Genomic DNA, 15,980 nt, shown 5'->3' with positions numbered 1-15,980 from the left:
GGCGGCACCGCTCCGACGGGCCGATCCGACTCACGGAGGTGCCGACGACCGCGACGATCCCGGTGGTCGAGCAGGCGGGAGCGTCCGTGCCGACCGGCACCGGCGCGGTGCCGCCCTCGCCGGCGCCCGCGAAGCCCAAGCGCCGCCACCCCAAGTGGCCGTACGTCGTCGTGCTGCTCGTCGTGCTCTTCGGCGGCGCCGGCGTCATCGCGACGTCGCTGTTCGGGCCGGTCGTGTCCGCCCTGCTTACCCCCGCCGAGCCCACCGACTACGACGGCGACGGATCCGGCGAGGTGCAGGTGGTCGTCAAGACCGGCGACACGGGCAGCACCATCGGCGACACCCTCGCCGAGCAGGACGTCGTGAAGACGTCCAAGGCGTTCTACCAGGCCGTCGTCAGCTCCGGCGGCGAGGTCGTGTTCCAGCCGGGGACCTACGTGCTGCGGAAGCAGATGAGCGCGGCCTCGGCGCTGGCGATGCTGCAGGATCCCGCGAGCCAGGTCCAGGCCATGGTCACCATCCCCGAGGGCCAGACCGCCGCGCAGGCGTTCGAGCTCATCGCGGAGGGCACCGGCACCCCCGTCGCCGACCTCGAGGCCGCCGTCGAGGACCGCGCCGCGCTCGGCATCCCCGCGGAGGCGCCCAACATCGAGGGCTACCTCTTCCCCGCCACGTACGACTTCCCGCCGGGCACCTCCGCGACGGACATGGTGAAGACGATGGTGAGCCGCACCTTCCAGGCGCTCGACCAGGCCGGGGTGCCCGCCGCCGACAGGCACCGCGTGCTCACGATGGCGGCGCTCATCCAGAAGGAGGCGCGCTTCGAGGGCGACTTCTACAAGGTGTCGCGCGTCTTCCAGAACCGCATCGACATCGGGATGCCGCTGCAGTCGGACGCCACCGTCGCCTACGGGGCGCAGTCCTCCGGCCGGGTCACGACCACCGACGCCGAGCGCGCCGACGACAACCCGTGGAACACCTACGTGCACCCGGGCCTGCCCATCGGCCCCATCTCGAACCCCGGCGACCTCGCCATCAAGGCGGCGATGGCCCCCGCGGACGGGCCGTGGCTGTACTTCGTCACGGTCAACACCATCACGGGTGACACCGTCTTCTCGGAGACGTACGAGGAGCACCTCAAGGCCGTCGCGCAGTGGCAGCAGTTCATGAGGGACAACCCGGGCAATGGCTGATCCGCGGACCCCGGCCGTGCGGCTGGCGGTCCTCGGCAGCCCCATCGCCCACTCGCTGTCGCCCCGGCTGCACGGGGCGGCGTACCGCGTGCTCGGGCTCGACTGGTCCTACGACGCGGTCGACTGCACGGGGGCGGATCTCGGCGCGTTCGTCGACGGCCTCGGGTCGGGGTGGCGCGGTCTCTCGCTCACGATGCCGCTCAAGCGCGACGTGCTGCCGCTCCTCGACCGGATCGACGACACGGCCCGGCTCGCGGGCGCGGCCAACACCCTGCTCCTCGAGGACGACGGCGCGGGTGGGACGCGGCGACGCGGCGCGAACACGGACGTCGCGGGGATCGTCCGGGCGTTCGGGATGGCGGGCGTCGAGCGGTGCGGACGCGCGGTCGTGCTGGGCGCCGGATCCACCGCGCGCTCGGCGGTCGTCGCGCTCGCGCGCATGGGCGCGCACGAGGTGACCGTGGCGGCCCGGCGCCCGGAGCAGGGCCGGGAGCTCGCCCCGCTGGCCGACGAGCTGGGCCTCGCGCTCCGCGTCGTGCCGCTCGACGACGCCGTCAGCGCGCTCCGCGAGGCCGACACCGTGGTCAGCACGCTGCCGGGCGACGCCGCCGCGTCCGTGCCGCTGCCGACCGGTCTGCCCGCGGTGACCGTGCTCCTCGACGTGACGTACGCGCCGTGGCCCACCGGCGTCTCCTCCGCGTGGGAGCGCGCGAGCGGGCGCGTCGTGCCGGGGATCGACATGCTCGTGCACCAGGCGCTCGGCCAGGTGCGCCTGTTCGTCCACGGCGACGCGGAGCGCCCGCTGCCGGGGGAGGGGCGCGTGCTCGAGGCGATGCTCGCGAGCGTCGGACGGGATCCGCGGACCGCCTGGATCGGCGTCTGACGCCTCCTCCGCGCCGCGGGATCGTCGCCGACCGCTGTGGGAGGATGGGGGCATGCTGCGTTGGCTCACCGCCGGGGAATCCCACGGACCCGAACTCATCGCCGTCCTGGAGGGCCTGCCCGCGGGCGTGCCCGTCAGCCTCGACGGCATCCGCGCCGACCTCGCCCGTCGCAAGCTCGGCTACGGCCGGGGTGCACGCATGGCGTTCGAGCAGGACGAGCTGAGCCTCTCGACCGGCGTGGTCCACGGGCGCACGCTCGGCAGCCCCATCGCGGTGCGCATCGGCAACACGGAGTGGCCCAAGTGGGTCGACGTCATGAGCCCCGAGCCGGTGGACCCGGAGAAGCTGCAGGGCGCGCGCGCCGCGGCCCTCACGCGTCCCCGCCCCGGCCACGCGGACCTCGTGGGCATGCAGAAGTACGACTTCGACGAGGCGCGTCCCGTGCTCGAGCGCGCCAGCGCCCGCGAGACCGCGGCCCGCGTGGCCCTCGGCGCCGTGGCGCGCGCGTTCCTCGCCGAGCTCGGCATCACGCTGGTCAGCCACACGCTCTCCATCGGCCCCGTCCGCGTGCCCGAGGGCGCGCCGCTGCCGACGCCGGCCGACGTCGACGCGCTGGATGCGGATCCGCTGCGCTGCTTCCACCCCGAGACGAGCGCCCGCATGGTCGCCGAGGTCGACGACACGAAGTCGAGCGGCGACACCGTCGGCGGCGTCGTCGAGGTGCTCGCCTACGACCTGCCGCCCGGCCTCGGCTCGCACGTGCACTGGGATCGCCGGCTCGACTCGAAGCTCGCAGCCGCGCTCATGGGCATCCAGGCGATCAAGGGCGTCGAGGTCGGCGACGGCTTCCTCACCACCACCCGCCGCGGATCCGAGGCGCACGACGAGCTGTTCTCCACGGCCGCCGGCATCGGGCGCTCCACCGATCGCGCCGGCGGCACCGAGGGCGGCATGTCGACGGGCACCGTCCTCCGCGTCCGCGCGGGCATGAAGCCCATCGCCACCGTGCCGCGCGCGCTCCGCACCATCGACACCGCGACGGGCGGAGCCGCCCCCGCGAACCACCAGCGCTCCGACGTGTGCGCCGTCCCCGCCGCGGGCGTCGTGGCCGAGGCCATGGTCGCCCTCACGCTCGCCGACGCGGTGCTGGAGAAGTTCGGCGGCGACTCCGTCGGCGAGACCCTCCGGAACCTCCGCGGCTACCTCGACGCGATCCCCGAGGGCCGCCGCTCCGGCGCGGACCTCGTGGACGAGGCGGACGCCGCGCCGCCCGCACCGCCCGAGGCCTGAGCGTGCCGGTCGTCCTGATCGGCCCGCCCGGCGCGGGCAAGACCACGGTCGGCCGCCGCGTGGCGAAGGCCCTGGGGCTGCCGTTCACGGACACCGACAGGGCCGTCGTGGCCGCGCACGGATCCATCGCGGACATCTTCCGCGACCACGGCGAGCCGCGGTTCCGCGAGCTCGAGCGCGATGCCGTGGCCCGCGCCCTCGCGGACGACGGCGTCGTGTCGCTCGGCGGGGGAGCGGTGCTCGATCCCGCCACCCGCGCCGACCTCGAGGCCTGCGGCGTCGTGCTCCTCACCGTCAGCGAGCAGGCCGTGCGCGCGCGGATCCGCGGCCACGACCGCCCGCTCGTCGACGGCCTCGAGAGCTGGCGCCGCATCGTCGCCGACCGCGAGGAGCTGTACCGCTCGCTCGCCGACCTGACCATCGACACCTCCGACCGCCCGCTCCCGCGCATCGTCCGCGAGATCGAGCGCTTCGCCCGGGAAAGGCAGCCATGACCGACCCTCACGCCACCGACGCCACCACCGAGACCGCCGTCGCGGAATCCGACGCGCCCACCGTGATCCACGTCTCCGGCACGCCCGGCTACGACGTCACCGTCGGCCGCGGCCTCGTCGCCGGGGTCGGCGCGCTGCTCGGCCCGCGCGTCCGCAAGGTGCTCATGGTGCACGCGCCCGCCCTCGCCGACGAGGCGTCCCGGCTGCGCGAGCGCCTGCAGGGCGACGTGGAGGTGTACCTCGCGGAGGTGCCCGACGCGGAGGGCGCCAAGCGCGTCGAGGTCGCGGCGTTCTGCTGGAAGATCATGGGCACCACCGACTTCACGCGATCGGACGCCGTCATCACGCTCGGCGGCGGCGCCACGACCGACCTCGGCGGGTTCGTCGCGGCCACCTGGCTGCGCGGCGTGATGCTCATCCAGATCCCCACCACCGTGCTCGCCATGGTCGACGCGGCCGTCGGCGGCAAGACCGGCATCAACACCTCCGAGGGCAAGAACCTCGTGGGCGCCTTCTACGCGCCGACCGCCGTGATCGTGGACCTCGACCTGCTCGCGACGCTGCCGCGCGAGGAGATCGTCACGGGCTTCGCCGAGATCGTGAAGGCCGGGTTCATCGCGGTGCCGGAGATCCTCGACGTCATCGAGCGGGACGTGGCGCGCGTCACGGATCCCACGAGCCCCGAGTTCCGCCGCGTGGTGGAGCTCGCGATCGCGATGAAGGCGGAGGTCGTGGGGGAGGACTTCACCGAGAAGGGCCGCCGCGAGATCCTCAACTACGGCCACACGCTCGGCCACGCCATCGAGCACGCGGAGCGCTACCGCTGGCGGCACGGCGCGGCCGTCGCGGTCGGCATGGTCTTCGCCGCGGAGCTCTCCCGCCTCACGCGCTCGCTGTCCGACGAGGCGGTCGACCGGCACCGCCGGATCCTCGACTCGCTCGACCTGCCCACCAGCTACCCCGTCGGCCGCTGGCCCACGCTCGTCGCCAGCATGAAGCGCGACAAGAAGGCGCGCGGCGACATGATGCGCTTCATCGTGCTCGACGGCGTCGGCCGCGCGAGCGTGCTCAACGGGCCCGAGGAGGCGCTGCTGTTCGCGGCGTACCAGGAGATCGGCTCGTGACCGACCCCGCGCATCCGGACGCGCCCGCCCGTCCCGTCGCCCTCGTCACGGGCGTCGGCCGGGTCGCGGGACTCGGCGCGGCCATCGCGGAGGACCTGGCGCTCGGCGGCTGGGACGTCGCCTTCTCGTACTGGTCGGCCTACGACGCCCGCATGCCGTGGGGCCCGCAGCCGGAGGATCCCGCCCGGGTCGCCGAGGCGGTCGAGCGCGCCGGGGGCCGGGCGCACGCCGTCGAGGCGGACCTCATGGACACCGGCGCGGCCGAGCGGATCCTCGACGAGGTCGAGCGCGAGCTCGGCCCCATCACGGGCCTCGTCCTCAGCCACGCCGAGTCCGTCGACAGCGGGCTCCTCGACACGAGCGTGGAGGCCCTCGACCGGCACCTCGCGGTGAACGTCCGGGCGTCGCTCCAGCTGATCCAGGGCTTCGCGCGACGCTACCGCGCCGAGCCCGGCGCCGGCCGCATCGTCGCGCTCACGAGCGACCACGTCGTGGGCAACGTGGCGTACGGGGCGAGCAAGGCGGCGCTCGACCGCATCGTCATCGCCGCCGCGCGGGAGCTCGAGCACGTGCGCGTCACCGCCAACCTCGTGGATCCCGGACCCACCGACACCGGGTGGTTCACGCCCGAGCTGCGCGAGGGCCTCCGCCAGGCCACGCCCCGCGGCCGGCTCGCCGAGCCCCGCGACGCGGCCGCGCTCGTGTGCTTCCTGCTGTCGGCGGAGGGCGGCTGGATCAACGGCCAGCGCATCCGCTCGGACGGCGGCCAGAGCGTCGGCTGACCCGCCCTAGGCTGGGCGCATGTCACGCGTGCTCGTCCTCAACGGCCCCAACCTCGGACGGCTCGGCAGCCGCGAGCCCGACGTGTACGGCACCGGATCCCTCGACGACCTCCGCCGGGAGCTCGTCGCCTTCGCGCCCGCCGACGTCGACGTCGACCTCCGGCAGACCGACGACGAGGCGACCCTCATCGGCTGGCTGCACGAGGCCGTGGACACCCGGACCCCCGTGATCATGAACCCCGCGGCCTTCACGCACTACTCGTACGCGCTCCGCGACGCCGCCGCCCTCGTCACGAAGGCCGGCCTCCTCCTCATCGAGGTGCACCTGTCGAACCCGCACGCGCGCGAGGAGTTCCGGCACACCAGCGTCGTCTCGCCCGTCGCCACGGGCGTCATCGCGGGCTTCGGGCAGAGCTCCTACCTCCTGGCCCTCGCGCACGTCGTGACCGGCACCCGTTAGGCTGATCCCTCGGATCGCCCCGCCGCCCGAAGGTCGGCACCGGCATCCCCGCGCGGCCGCACCGACGCCGCACCTCCCGCTCGTCGAACAGGCAAGGACCCTCCCGCATGGCCTCTACCGCTGACATCAAGAACGGCGTCGTCCTCAACATGGACGGCCAGCTGTGGACCGTCATCGAGTTCCAGCACGTCAAGCCGGGCAAGGGCGGCGCGTTCGTGCGCACCAAGGTCAAGAACGTGATGAGCGGCAAGGTCGTCGACCGCACGTTCAACGCCGGCGCCAAGATCGAGACCGAGACGGTCGACCGCCGCGACTTCCAGTACCTCTACGCCGACGGCGAGAACTTCGTGTTCATGGACACGAGCGACTACGACCAGATCACGCTGTCCGCCGCGCAGGTCGGCGACGCGAAGAACTTCATGCTCGAGAATCAGAGCGTGACCGTCGCGCTGCACAACGGCGAGGGGCTCTACGTCGAGCTGCCCGCGTCGGTCGTGCTGACGATCACGTACACGGAGCCGGGTCTGCAGGGCGACCGCTCGACGGGCGGCACGAAGCCCGCGACCGTCGAGACCGGGCACCAGATCCAGGTCCCGCTCTTCCTCGAGCAGGGCACGCGCGTCAAGGTCGACACCCGCACGGGCGACTACCTCGGCCGCGTCACCGACTGACCCCGTGAGCGCACGCACCAAGGCGCGCAAGCGCGCCCTCGACGTCCTCTACGTCGCCGACATCCGCGGGGAGTCCATCCCCGCGACCCTCGCGGTCGAGCAGCAGCGCGCCGCCGCGGAGCCCGACCGGCAGGCCTCCTGGGCATACGCCCGCGAGATCGCGGAGGGGGTCGTCGACCACCAGGACGAGATCGACGAGCTCATCGAGACGTACTCGGTCAACTGGACCCTCGCCCGCATGCCGGCCGTCGACCGGGCGATCCTGCGCATCGGCATCTGGGAGATCCTCTTCAACGCCGACGTGCCGGACGGCGTCGCGATCTCGGAGAGCGTCGACCTCGCGTCGTCGCTGTCGACCGACGAGTCGGCCTCGTTCGTCAACGGCATGCTCGCGCGGATCGCGGCGACGCAGGCCTGATCGCGCCACCCGCGTTACGTCGCATGACGCGGCGCGACGGCGTGTGACGGGCGGGGGTCCGCGGGGGCGCGCGTCGCCCTAGCGTCGGGTCATGCCCGTCACCGTCTCCGCCCCGCACCGCGATCCCGCGACTCCCGACCCGGGCGATGCCCCGCGCGGCGCCGCGACCGCCTCGGCCGGGGCCGTCGCGCTCCGCGGGGTCGGCCGCTCCTTCGCCGTCGACGGATCCCGCGCCCGCCGCACCGTGCTCCGGGACGTCGACCTCGACCTCGCCGCGGGGGACGTCGTCGCGGTCCTCGGGCCGTCCGGCTGCGGCAAGTCGACGCTCCTCCGCCAGGTGAGCGGGCTCGACCGGCCCGACGTCGGATCCATCCTGATCGACGGCACGCCCGTGCGCGACGTCGACCAGCGCTCCGCCGTGGCGTTCCAGGAGCCGCGGCTCCTGCCCTGGCGCACCATCCGCGCCAACGTGCGGCTCGGCCTGCCCCGAGACGTGCCGCGCGCGGAGGGCGACGCCCGCGTGCGCGACCTGCTCGAGCTCACCGGCCTCGCCGAGGCCGCGGACCTCCGTCCCCGGCAGGTGTCCGGCGGCATGGCCCAGCGCGCCTCGCTCGCCCGCGCCCTCGCGCGCCGGCCCCGCGTCCTCGTGCTCGACGAGCCGTTCGGGGCGCTCGACGCCCTGACGCGCCTCCGCATGCAGGACCTGCTGCTCGACGTGCACGCCGCGATCCCGACCACGGTCCTCCTCGTCACGCACGACGTGGACGAGGCGCTGCACCTCGCCGACCGCGTGGTGCTGCTCGGCCCGGACACCGCGGAGGGCGCCGCACCCGGCGCGACCGTGCGCCGCGTGCTCGACGTGCCGGGCGCCCGCCCGCGCGACCGCGGCGACGCGACCCTCGCGGCCCTCCGCGCCGAGCTGCTCGAGGGGCTCGGCGTGCCGGGCCACCGGGCGCGCTGAGCCGGACCCGCACCGCCACCCGCACCACCCGACACCGCACCGAGGACCCACCGTGACCCGTCTCCTTCCCCGCAGATCCCTCCCCGGCCTCGCGCTCGCGAGCGCCGCCGTCATGCTCCTCGCCGGCTGCGCCGCGGGGGAGGGCTCGTCCGTCGCGCCCGCCGCCGACGCCTCGGCGGATCCCGCGGGCTGGAGCGCCGACACGCTCACCCTCGACTGGGCGACCTACAACCCGCTCAGCCTCATCGTGAGGGACCAGGGCCTGGTCGAGAAGCGCCTCGGGTCGGACGTGACGGTCGACTGGGTGCAGAGCGCCGGGTCGAACAAGGCCAACGAGCTGCTGCGCGCCGGGGCCGTCGACGTGGGATCCACCGCCGGATCCGCCGCGCTGCTGGCCCGGGCCAACGGCTCGCCCATCCGCACCATCGACGTGTACTCGCAGCCCGAGTGGACCGCGATCGTCGTCCCGGAGGGATCGCCCATCACGAGCGTCGACCAGCTCCGCGGCGCCGACATCGCCGCCACGACGGGCACCGACCCGTACTTCTTCCTGCTGCAGACGCTCGACGAGGCGGGCATCCCCGTCTCCGACGTCACCATCCAGAACCTCCAGCACGCCGACGGCCGCGCCGCCCTGGAGAACGGCTCGGTCGACGCGTGGGCCGGGCTCGACCCGCTCATGGCGGCGAGCGAGGCCGAGGCGGGATCCACGCTGCTGTACCGCAACGTCGACTTCGCGACCTACGGGTTCCTCAACGCGACGCAGTCCTTCCTCGACGCGTCGCCCGACCTCGCGCAGGCCGTCGTCGACGCCTACGAGGAGGCGCGCGCCTGGGCCGTCGACCACCCCGACGAGACCGCGGCGATCCTCGCGCAGGCCGCCGCGATCGACCCGGCCGTGGCGTCCACCGTCATCGACCGCACGAACCTGGGCATCAGCCCCGTGCCGGGCGACGCGCAGCGCGACGTCCTGGAGCGCGTCGGCCCGATCCTCGTGGAGTCCGGCGACGTGCAGGACCAGGGGGAGGTCGACGCCGCGCTCGACGAGCTGTTCGAGCCGCGGTTCGCGAAGGCCGCCGATCCCGCCGCGGGGACCGCCGGATGACCGCCCTCGACACGGCGGCCGGCAGCGGGACCGACGCGGGCGGCCTCCGCGCGGACCCGGGCACCCCGGGCACCCCGGGCACCCCGGGCGCGACCACGCCCCGGCGCTCCACCCGCGGCACGCTCGCCCGCGCGGGCCTCGGCCTCGTCGTCCCGCTCCTGGTCGTGGGGATCTGGGCCGCGGCCACCGCCACGGGTGCCGTCCCGCCGCACCTGCTGCCCGCGCCGCTCGACGTCGTGCGCGCGGGGGTCCAGCTCGCCGAGCAGGGGATCCTCGGGCAGTACGTCGCGATCTCCCTCCAGCGCGTGCTGCTCGGCTTCGCGCTCGGCGCCACGGTGGGCCTCGTGCTCGGTGCCGTGGTCGGTCTGTCGCGCGTCGGCCGGCTGCTCCTGGCGCCGACCGCGGGCGCGTTCCGCACCGTGCCGTCGCTCGCGTGGGTGCCGCTGCTGCTGCTCTGGATGGGGATCAACGAGGACTCCAAGGTCACGCTCGTCGCCATCGGCGCCATGTTCCCCGTGTACACGACGGTCGCGGGGGCGCTCCGGCATGTGGACCCGCACCTCGTGGAGGTGGGGCGCGCGTTCGGGCTCACGCGGATCCCGCTGCTCGTCACCGTGCAGCTGCCCGCCGTGCTGCCGGCCGTCGTCTCCGGCCTCCGGCTCGCGCTCGCGCAGTCGTGGCTGTTCCTCGTCGCGGCCGAGCTGCTCGCCGCCTCGATGGGGCTCGGGTACCTGCTGACGGAGTCGTCGGCGAACGGACGCGTGGACAGGGTGCTGCTGGCGATCGTGCTGCTCGCCGTGCTGGGCGCCGTCACGGACGCGGTGGTCGGCCTCGTCGAGCGCGTGCTCGTGCGCCGCTGGGGGTGACGCCCGGCGTCGTCCATGTCGTCGCGTGACATCCCGGTTCCGGTTCCCGGCCCGGGCGCACGTAGCGTCGGCGCATGACCTCCCCGCGCACCGAGCAGGCCGAGACCGCACGCCCCGCCGAGACCGCCCTCGACGCCCCGGACGCCGCGGCGCACGAGCCGGCGCTCTTCCCGCCGCCCGCCGCGCTCGCCGCCGCCGCCAACGTGCAGGCGGAGGCGTACGACCGCGCCGAGGCGGATCCGGTCGCCTTCTGGGAGGAGGCCGCCCGCCGCCTCGACTGGGAGACGCCGTGGGACACCGCGCACACGTGGATCCCGCCGGTCGCCGCCGACGGCACCCCGCAGGTCCCCGAGGCCACCTGGTTCGCGGGCGGGCGCCTCAACGTCGCCGCCAACTGCGTCGACCGGCACGTCGCCGGAGGCCGGGGCGAGAAGGTCGCCCTGCATTTCGAGGGCGAGCCCGGCGACCGCCGCACGGTGACCTACCGAAATTTGCAGGAGGAGGTGTCGCGTGCGGCCAACGCGCTCACCGCCCTCGGCGTGGGTCCCGGCGACCGCGTCGTCATCTACCTGCCCGTGCTCGTCGAGACCGTCGTCGCGACCCTGGCCGTCGCGCGCATCGGCGCCGTGCACTCGCTCGTCTTCGGCGGCTTCTCCGCGGAGGCGCTGCGCTTCCGCGTCGAGGACACGGGCGCGAAGCTCCTCATCACGAGCGACGGCCAGAACCGCCGCGGCACGGCCGTCGCCACCAAGCCGCAGGCCGACGAGGCCGTCGCGGGCGTCGCCTCGATCGAGCACGTGCTCGTCGTCCGCCGCACCGGGCAGGACGTGCCGTGGACCGCGGGCCGCGATGTGTGGTGGCACGACGCCGTGGGATCCGCCTCGCCCGTGCACGAGCCCCGCGCCTTCGACGCCGAGCACCCGCTCTTCATCATCTACACGTCCGGCACCACGGGCCGCCCCAAGGGCCTCGTGCACACCTCCGGCGGCTACCTGACGCACGCGTCCTGGGCGCACTGGGCGCACTTCGACGCCAAGCCCGACGACGTGCACTGGTGCACGGCCGACCTCGCCTGGGTCACCGCGCACACCTACGAGATCTACGGGCCGCTCTCCAACGGGCTCACACAGGTGATCTACGAGGGCACGCCCGACACGCCCCACCGCGGGCGGCACCTGGAGATCATCGAGCGGTACCGGGTGACGACGTACTACACGGCGCCCACGCTCATCCGGTCGCTCATGGGCTGGTTCCCCGAGGGGATCGCGGGCCGCGACCTGTCGAGCATCCGCCTGCTGGGATCCGTGGGGGAGGCCATCAACCCGGCCGCGTGGCGCTGGTTCCACCGCGAGGTCGGCGGCGGATCCTCACCCGTGGTCGACACGTGGTGGCAGTCCGAGACGGGCGCCGCCGTCATCGCGCCGCTGCCGGGCGTCTCCACCCTGAAGCCCGGCGCCGCCGGCCGCGCGCTCCCCGGCTTTCGCGTCGCGGTCGTCGACGACGCGGGCGACGACGTCGCGCCGGGGGAGTCGGGCCTCCTCGTGATCCAGCGCCCCTGGCCCGGCATGGCCCGCACGGTGTGGGGCGACCCGGCCCGCTACCGCAGCGCCTACTGGGAGCGCTTCGCCGACCGCGGCTGGTTCCTCGCCGGCGACGGCGCGCGCATGGACGCCGACGGCGACGTGGCGCTGCAGGGGCGGATCGACGAGGTCGTCAACGTGTCCGGGCACCGGCTCTCCACCATCGAGATCGAGTCGGCGCTCGTCGCGCACCCGCGCGTGGGCGAGGCCGGCGTCACGGGCGTCGCCGACGACCTCACCGGGCAGCGCGTGATCGCGTTCGTCGTGCCGCGGGGCGACGACCGCCCGGCGGACGACGACGCGGACGGCTGGGCGGCGCTCGCCGCGGAGCTCGGGCCCGTCCTCACGGCGCACGTGGCCCGCGCCATCGGGCCGGTCGCGAAGCCGCGCCGGATCGTCGCGGTGCCGGACGTGCCGAAGACGCGCTCGGGCAAGATCATGCGGCGGCTCCTCGCCGACCTCGTGGAGGGCCGGACCCTCGGCGACGCCACGAGCCTCCAAGACGCCGCCGTGCTCGGCCGGATCCGCGCGGTGCTCGACGCGTCGCCGCGCTGAGGACACGCGCGGGCGGGGCGCCGGGCCCCCGCGTCCGGGGGGAGACCCGCTAGAGTGCTCCCGGAACAGACCACCTTTAACATCCGTCCCGAGAGGCGGGGAAGGAGGTCGGATTGCCTCAGCGCATCGTGCTGCAGCCCTCTGACATCACCCGTGCGCTCACGCGCATCGCCCACGAGATCCTCGAGTCGAACCGCGGTCCCCACGACCTGCTGCTCCTCGGCATCCCGACCCGCGGCACCGTCCTCGCCGAGCGCATCGGGCGGATCATCGCCCGCCTCGAGCCCGAGGCCCCCGCCGACCTGGTGGGCTCGCTCGACGTCACGATGTACCGCGACGACCTGCAGCGGAACCCGACCCGCGCGCCGGCTCCCACGCTCCTGCCCGCGGGCGGCGTCGACGGCCGCACGGTCGTGCTCGTCGACGACGTGCTCTTCTCCGGCCGCACCGTGCGCGCCGCCCTCGACGCGATCGGCGACCTCGGCCGCCCCACGGCCGTGCGGCTCGCCGCGCTGGTCGACCGCGGCCACCGCGAGCTCCCCATCCGCGCCGACTTCGTGGGCAAGAACCTGCCGTCGAGCCTGGCCGAGCGGATCTTCGTGCGGCTCGACGAGATCGACGGCGAGGACTCGGTGAGCATCGCCGGCCCCGACGACGAGCCCGGGTCCGGGTCGACCGGCGAGGGGGCGGCGCGATGAGGCACCTGCTCTCCACGCGCGACCTGTCCCGGGACGAGGCCGTCCGCATCCTCGACGTCGCCGAGGACATGGCCGACGTCGGCACGCGCGAGATCAAGAAGACCCCCGCACTCCGCGGCCGCACGGTCGTCAACCTCTTCTTCGAGGACTCGACCCGGACGCGCATCTCGTTCGAGGCGGCGGCGAAGCGCCTCTCGGCGGACGTGATCAACTTCAGCGCCAAGGGATCCAGCGTCTCCAAGGGCGAGAGCCTCAAGGACACCGCGCAGACCCTGCAGGCCATGGGCGCCGACGGCGTCGTGGTCCGGCACCCGTCCTCCGGCGCGCCGCACACGCTCGCGGGCAGCGGCTGGATCGACGCCGGCATCGTCAACGCGGGAGACGGCACGCACGAGCACCCCACGCAGGCGCTGCTCGATGCGTTCACCATCCGCCGCCGGCTGCACGGATCCGCCGCGCGCGGGAAGAGCCTCGACGGGGCGCGCGTCGTCATCGTCGGCGACGTGCTGCACTCGCGCGTCGCGCGCTCGAACGCCTGGCTGCTCACGACGCTCGGCGCCGAGGTCACGCTCGTCGCCCCGCCCACGCTCGTGCCGGTGGGCGTCGGATCCTGGCCCGTCACCGTGCGCTACGACCTCGACCAGGCGCTCGTCGAGGGGAAGCCGGACGCCGTCATGATGCTGCGGATCCAGGCCGAGCGCATGCGCGCCGCCTTCTTCCCGAACCCGCGCGAGTACGCGCGCATCTGGGGCCTCGACGACGCGCGCCTCGCGCTCCTCGGGCCCGATACGATCGTCATGCACCCGGGGCCCATGAACCGCGGGCTCGAGATATCCGCCGCCGCCGCCGACTCGGAGAGGTCCACGGTGCGCGAGCAGGTCGCCAACGGCGTCTCGGTGCGCATGGCCGTCCTCTACCTCCTGCTGTCCGGCGACGGGAAGGCCGACCGATGACCCAGAACGCGATGAACCCCGACGACACCCACCTGATCCGCGGCGCGACCCTGCCCGGGGGCGCGCGCGCCGACATCCTCGTCGCCGACGGGCGGATCCGGGAGATCGGCCCCGACCTCGAGGCGCCCGACGGCGCGCACGTCGTCGAGGCCGAGGGCCTCGTGGCCCTGCCCGGCCTCGTCGACCTGCACGTGCACCTGCGGGAGCCCGGCTACGAGCAGAGCGAGACCGTGCTCACCGGATCCCGCGCGGCGGCCCTCGGCGGCTTCACGGCGGTCTTCGCGATGGCCAACACGATGCCCGTGCAGGACACCGCGGGCGTCGTCGAGCAGGTGAAGGCCCTCGGCGACGCGGCCGGGTACGCGACCGTGCGCCCGATCGGCGCCGTGTCGGTGGGCCTCGCGGGGGAGTCGATGGCCGAGATCGGCGCGATGGCCTCCAGCCGCGCCGCCGTCCGCGTCTTCTCCGACGACGGCAAGTGCGTCTCGGACCCGCTCCTCATGCGCCGCGCGCTCGAGTACGTGAAGGCGTTCGACGGCGTCATCGCACAGCACGCGCAGGACCCGCGCCTCACCGAGGGCGCCACCATGAACGAGGGCGCGCTGTCGGGCGAGCTCGGCATCACGGGCTGGCCCGCGGTCGCCGAGGAGTCGATCATCGCGCGCGACGTGCTGCTCGCCGAGCACGTCGGATCCCGCCTCCACGTCTGCCACGTCTCCACCGCCGGGTCCGTCGACGTGATCCGCTGGGCCAAGGCCCGCGGCGTCGACATCACCGCCGAGGTCACGCCCCACCACCTGCTCCTCACCGAGGACCTGGTCGCCGGGTACGACGCGCGCTACAAGGTGAACCCGCCGCTGCGCCGCCGCGAGGACGTGGAGGCCCTCCGCGCCGCGCTCGCCGACGGCACGATCGACGTGGTCGCGACCGACCACGCGCCGCACCCGACGGAGGCCAAGGACTGCGAGTGGGACGCGGCCGCGTTCGGCATGGTCGGCCTCGAGTCCGCGCTCTCCGTGGTCCAGCTCGCGATGGTCGACACGGGCCTCCTCGACTGGGAGGGCGTCGCGCGCGTCATGTCGCACGCGCCCGCGCGCATCGGCCGGCTCGCCGAGCACGGGCACGCGCTCGAGGCGGGATCCCCGGCCGACATCACGCTGTACGACCCGGCCGCCTCGCGCGTCTTCGGCCGCGACGACCTCGGCGGGCTGAGCGGCAACTCGCCGTACCTGGAGATGACGCTGCCCGGACGCGTCGTCGCGACGTTCCACCGGGGCTACCCGACGGTGCTCGACGGCGCCCTCGTCGACCGCGCGACCGTCGCCCGGTCCGCGGTCCTCCGCGACCGGGCCGACGCCGACGCGCGCGACACCGATGCGCGCGACGCCGCCGCGTCCGACGCCCCGGCGGGTCGCGCATGAGCGACCGCCTCGGACCCGCGCTCACCGTGATCGCGCTCCTCGTCCTGCTGCTCGCGCTCATGGCGCTCGGCTGGCGCGCGCGCCGCCGCCGCCAGCGGACGCTGCCCGAGCCGCCCCGCCCGCCCGCGGACCTCGCGGCGCCCGCGCTCGAGGTCGACGTGCTCTACGTCGCCACGACCACGGCCGGCCAGCCGCTCGACCGGCTCACCGTCCGGCCCCTCGGCTTCCGGGGTCGCGCCGCGGCCCGGGTGCACGACGCCGGGCTCGTCCTCGCGATCGACGGCGAGCGCGAGGTGCTCGTGCCCGCCGACCGCATCACGGGGTCCGGGCTCGCGACCTACGCGATCGACCGCGTCGTGGAGGAGGGCGGCCTCGTGGCCGTCACCTGGGTGCTCGACCCCGCGGCCGGCACCTCGGTCGACACGTACCTCCGGGTGATCGACCCGCACGAGAAGACCGCGCTCGTCGACGCCCTCCACCACATCACGCGCCCTGCGCACGACGACGACAACGAAGGGAAGTGAC

The 15,980-nt window shown here is 74.5% G+C and carries 17 protein-coding genes; all 17 read left to right on the top strand.

Going from position 1 to position 15,980, the window contains the following annotated elements:
* Window positions 1-1,193 (top strand): endolytic transglycosylase MltG (gene mltG, locus BFL37_RS02590; RefSeq protein WP_431305848.1); only part of this gene is annotated, 1,193 nt, incomplete at its 5' end.
* On the top strand, window positions 1,186-2,076 hold the full coding sequence (locus tag BFL37_RS02585) for a shikimate dehydrogenase (RefSeq protein WP_086513600.1): 891 nt from the start codon (window positions 1,186-1,188) through the stop codon (window positions 2,074-2,076). The genes mltG and BFL37_RS02585, both read left to right, overlap by 8 nt.
* Before the next feature lie 52 nt (window positions 2,077-2,128).
* Complete coding sequence (aroC, locus tag BFL37_RS02580) at window positions 2,129-3,367, top strand: chorismate synthase (protein ID WP_086513599.1); 1,239 nt, start codon at window positions 2,129-2,131, stop codon at window positions 3,365-3,367.
* Between the two features lie 2 nt (window positions 3,368-3,369).
* Window positions 3,370-3,861 (top strand): shikimate kinase, encoded by a 492-nt coding sequence (locus BFL37_RS02575; protein WP_086513598.1) that lies wholly within the window; start codon window positions 3,370-3,372, stop codon window positions 3,859-3,861.
* Entirely contained in the window at window positions 3,858-4,985 is a 1,128-nt protein-coding gene (aroB, locus tag BFL37_RS02570) for a 3-dehydroquinate synthase (RefSeq protein ID WP_086513597.1), read from the top strand. The genes BFL37_RS02575 and aroB overlap by 4 nt, the downstream gene beginning before the upstream one ends.
* The gene (locus tag BFL37_RS02565; protein ID WP_086513596.1) at window positions 4,982-5,767 is read left to right on the top strand and encodes an SDR family oxidoreductase; all 786 of its coding nucleotides are present in this window, start codon (window positions 4,982-4,984) and stop codon (window positions 5,765-5,767) included. The genes aroB and BFL37_RS02565 overlap by 4 nt, the downstream gene beginning before the upstream one ends.
* 19 nt (window positions 5,768-5,786) lie before the next feature.
* Complete coding sequence (locus BFL37_RS02560; protein WP_086513595.1) at window positions 5,787-6,227, top strand: type II 3-dehydroquinate dehydratase; 441 nt, start codon at window positions 5,787-5,789, stop codon at window positions 6,225-6,227.
* A gap of 107 nt (window positions 6,228-6,334) precedes the next feature.
* Window positions 6,335-6,898, top strand: coding sequence for an elongation factor P (efp, locus tag BFL37_RS02555; protein WP_086513594.1), 564 nt, complete (start codon window positions 6,335-6,337; stop codon window positions 6,896-6,898).
* 4 nt (window positions 6,899-6,902) lie between these two features.
* Entirely contained in the window at window positions 6,903-7,316 is a 414-nt protein-coding gene (nusB, locus tag BFL37_RS02550; RefSeq protein WP_086513593.1) for a transcription antitermination factor NusB, read from the top strand.
* A 91-nt stretch (window positions 7,317-7,407) separates the two neighbouring features.
* On the top strand, window positions 7,408-8,277 hold the full coding sequence (locus tag BFL37_RS02545) for an ABC transporter ATP-binding protein (RefSeq protein WP_086513592.1): 870 nt from the start codon (window positions 7,408-7,410) through the stop codon (window positions 8,275-8,277).
* 52 nt (window positions 8,278-8,329) lie between these two features.
* A complete protein-coding gene (locus BFL37_RS02540) occupies window positions 8,330-9,382 on the top strand; it encodes an aliphatic sulfonate ABC transporter substrate-binding protein (protein WP_086513591.1) in 1,053 nt (350 codons plus the stop codon).
* Window positions 9,379-10,248 carry an ABC transporter permease gene (locus BFL37_RS02535; RefSeq protein WP_241533812.1) on the top strand — a complete coding sequence of 290 codons (870 nt, stop codon included), beginning with the start codon at window positions 9,379-9,381 and terminating at the stop codon, window positions 10,246-10,248. Before BFL37_RS02540 ends, BFL37_RS02535 begins: the two co-directional genes overlap by 4 nt.
* 74 nt (window positions 10,249-10,322) lie before the next feature.
* Complete coding sequence (gene acs, locus BFL37_RS02530) at window positions 10,323-12,383, top strand: acetate--CoA ligase (protein WP_086513590.1); 2,061 nt, start codon at window positions 10,323-10,325, stop codon at window positions 12,381-12,383.
* Window positions 12,384-12,496: 113 nt separating this feature from the next.
* On the top strand, window positions 12,497-13,081 hold the full coding sequence (pyrR, locus tag BFL37_RS02525; RefSeq protein ID WP_086513589.1) for a bifunctional pyr operon transcriptional regulator/uracil phosphoribosyltransferase PyrR: 585 nt from the start codon (window positions 12,497-12,499) through the stop codon (window positions 13,079-13,081).
* Window positions 13,078-14,034, top strand: coding sequence for an aspartate carbamoyltransferase catalytic subunit (locus BFL37_RS02520; protein WP_086513588.1), 957 nt, complete (start codon window positions 13,078-13,080; stop codon window positions 14,032-14,034). The genes pyrR and BFL37_RS02520 overlap by 4 nt, the downstream gene beginning before the upstream one ends.
* Window positions 14,031-15,455 carry a dihydroorotase gene (locus BFL37_RS02515; protein WP_086513587.1) on the top strand — a complete coding sequence of 475 codons (1,425 nt, stop codon included), beginning with the start codon at window positions 14,031-14,033 and terminating at the stop codon, window positions 15,453-15,455. Before BFL37_RS02520 ends, BFL37_RS02515 begins: the two co-directional genes overlap by 4 nt.
* Window positions 15,452-15,979, top strand: a complete 528-nt coding sequence (locus tag BFL37_RS02510) for a hypothetical protein (protein WP_086513586.1) — start codon at window positions 15,452-15,454, stop codon at window positions 15,977-15,979. Before BFL37_RS02515 ends, BFL37_RS02510 begins: the two co-directional genes overlap by 4 nt.
* The last annotated feature ends 1 nt before the right edge of the window (window position 15,980 follow it).

The sequence above is a fragment of the Clavibacter michiganensis genome, from assembly GCF_002151125.1.
Lineage (GTDB): Bacteria > Actinomycetota > Actinomycetes > Actinomycetales > Microbacteriaceae > Clavibacter > Clavibacter michiganensis_C.
This window is presented reverse-complemented; position numbering and strand designations above follow the sequence as displayed.

Bases quoted from the DNA above. Each gene is read 5' to 3' on its own strand.
- BFL37_RS02585 (WP_086513600.1), top strand. From the start codon at position 1,186: ATGGCTGATCCGCGGACCCCGGCCGTGCGGCTGGCGGTCCTCGGCAGC.
- aroC (WP_086513599.1), top strand. From the start codon at position 2,129: ATGCTGCGTTGGCTCACCGCCGGGGAATCCCACGGACCCGAACTCATC.
- aroB (WP_086513597.1), top strand. From the start codon at position 3,858: ATGACCGACCCTCACGCCACCGACGCCACCACCGAGACCGCCGTCGCG.
- BFL37_RS02560 (WP_086513595.1), top strand. From the start codon at position 5,787: ATGTCACGCGTGCTCGTCCTCAACGGCCCCAACCTCGGACGGCTCGGC.
- efp (WP_086513594.1), top strand. From the start codon at position 6,335: ATGGCCTCTACCGCTGACATCAAGAACGGCGTCGTCCTCAACATGGAC.
- BFL37_RS02545 (WP_086513592.1), top strand. From the start codon at position 7,408: ATGCCCGTCACCGTCTCCGCCCCGCACCGCGATCCCGCGACTCCCGAC.
- BFL37_RS02535 (WP_241533812.1), top strand. From the start codon at position 9,379: ATGACCGCCCTCGACACGGCGGCCGGCAGCGGGACCGACGCGGGCGGC.
- acs (WP_086513590.1), top strand. From the start codon at position 10,323: ATGACCTCCCCGCGCACCGAGCAGGCCGAGACCGCACGCCCCGCCGAG.
- BFL37_RS02520 (WP_086513588.1), top strand. From the start codon at position 13,078: ATGAGGCACCTGCTCTCCACGCGCGACCTGTCCCGGGACGAGGCCGTC.
- BFL37_RS02515 (WP_086513587.1), top strand. From the start codon at position 14,031: ATGACCCAGAACGCGATGAACCCCGACGACACCCACCTGATCCGCGGC.
- BFL37_RS02510 (WP_086513586.1), top strand. From the start codon at position 15,452: ATGAGCGACCGCCTCGGACCCGCGCTCACCGTGATCGCGCTCCTCGTC.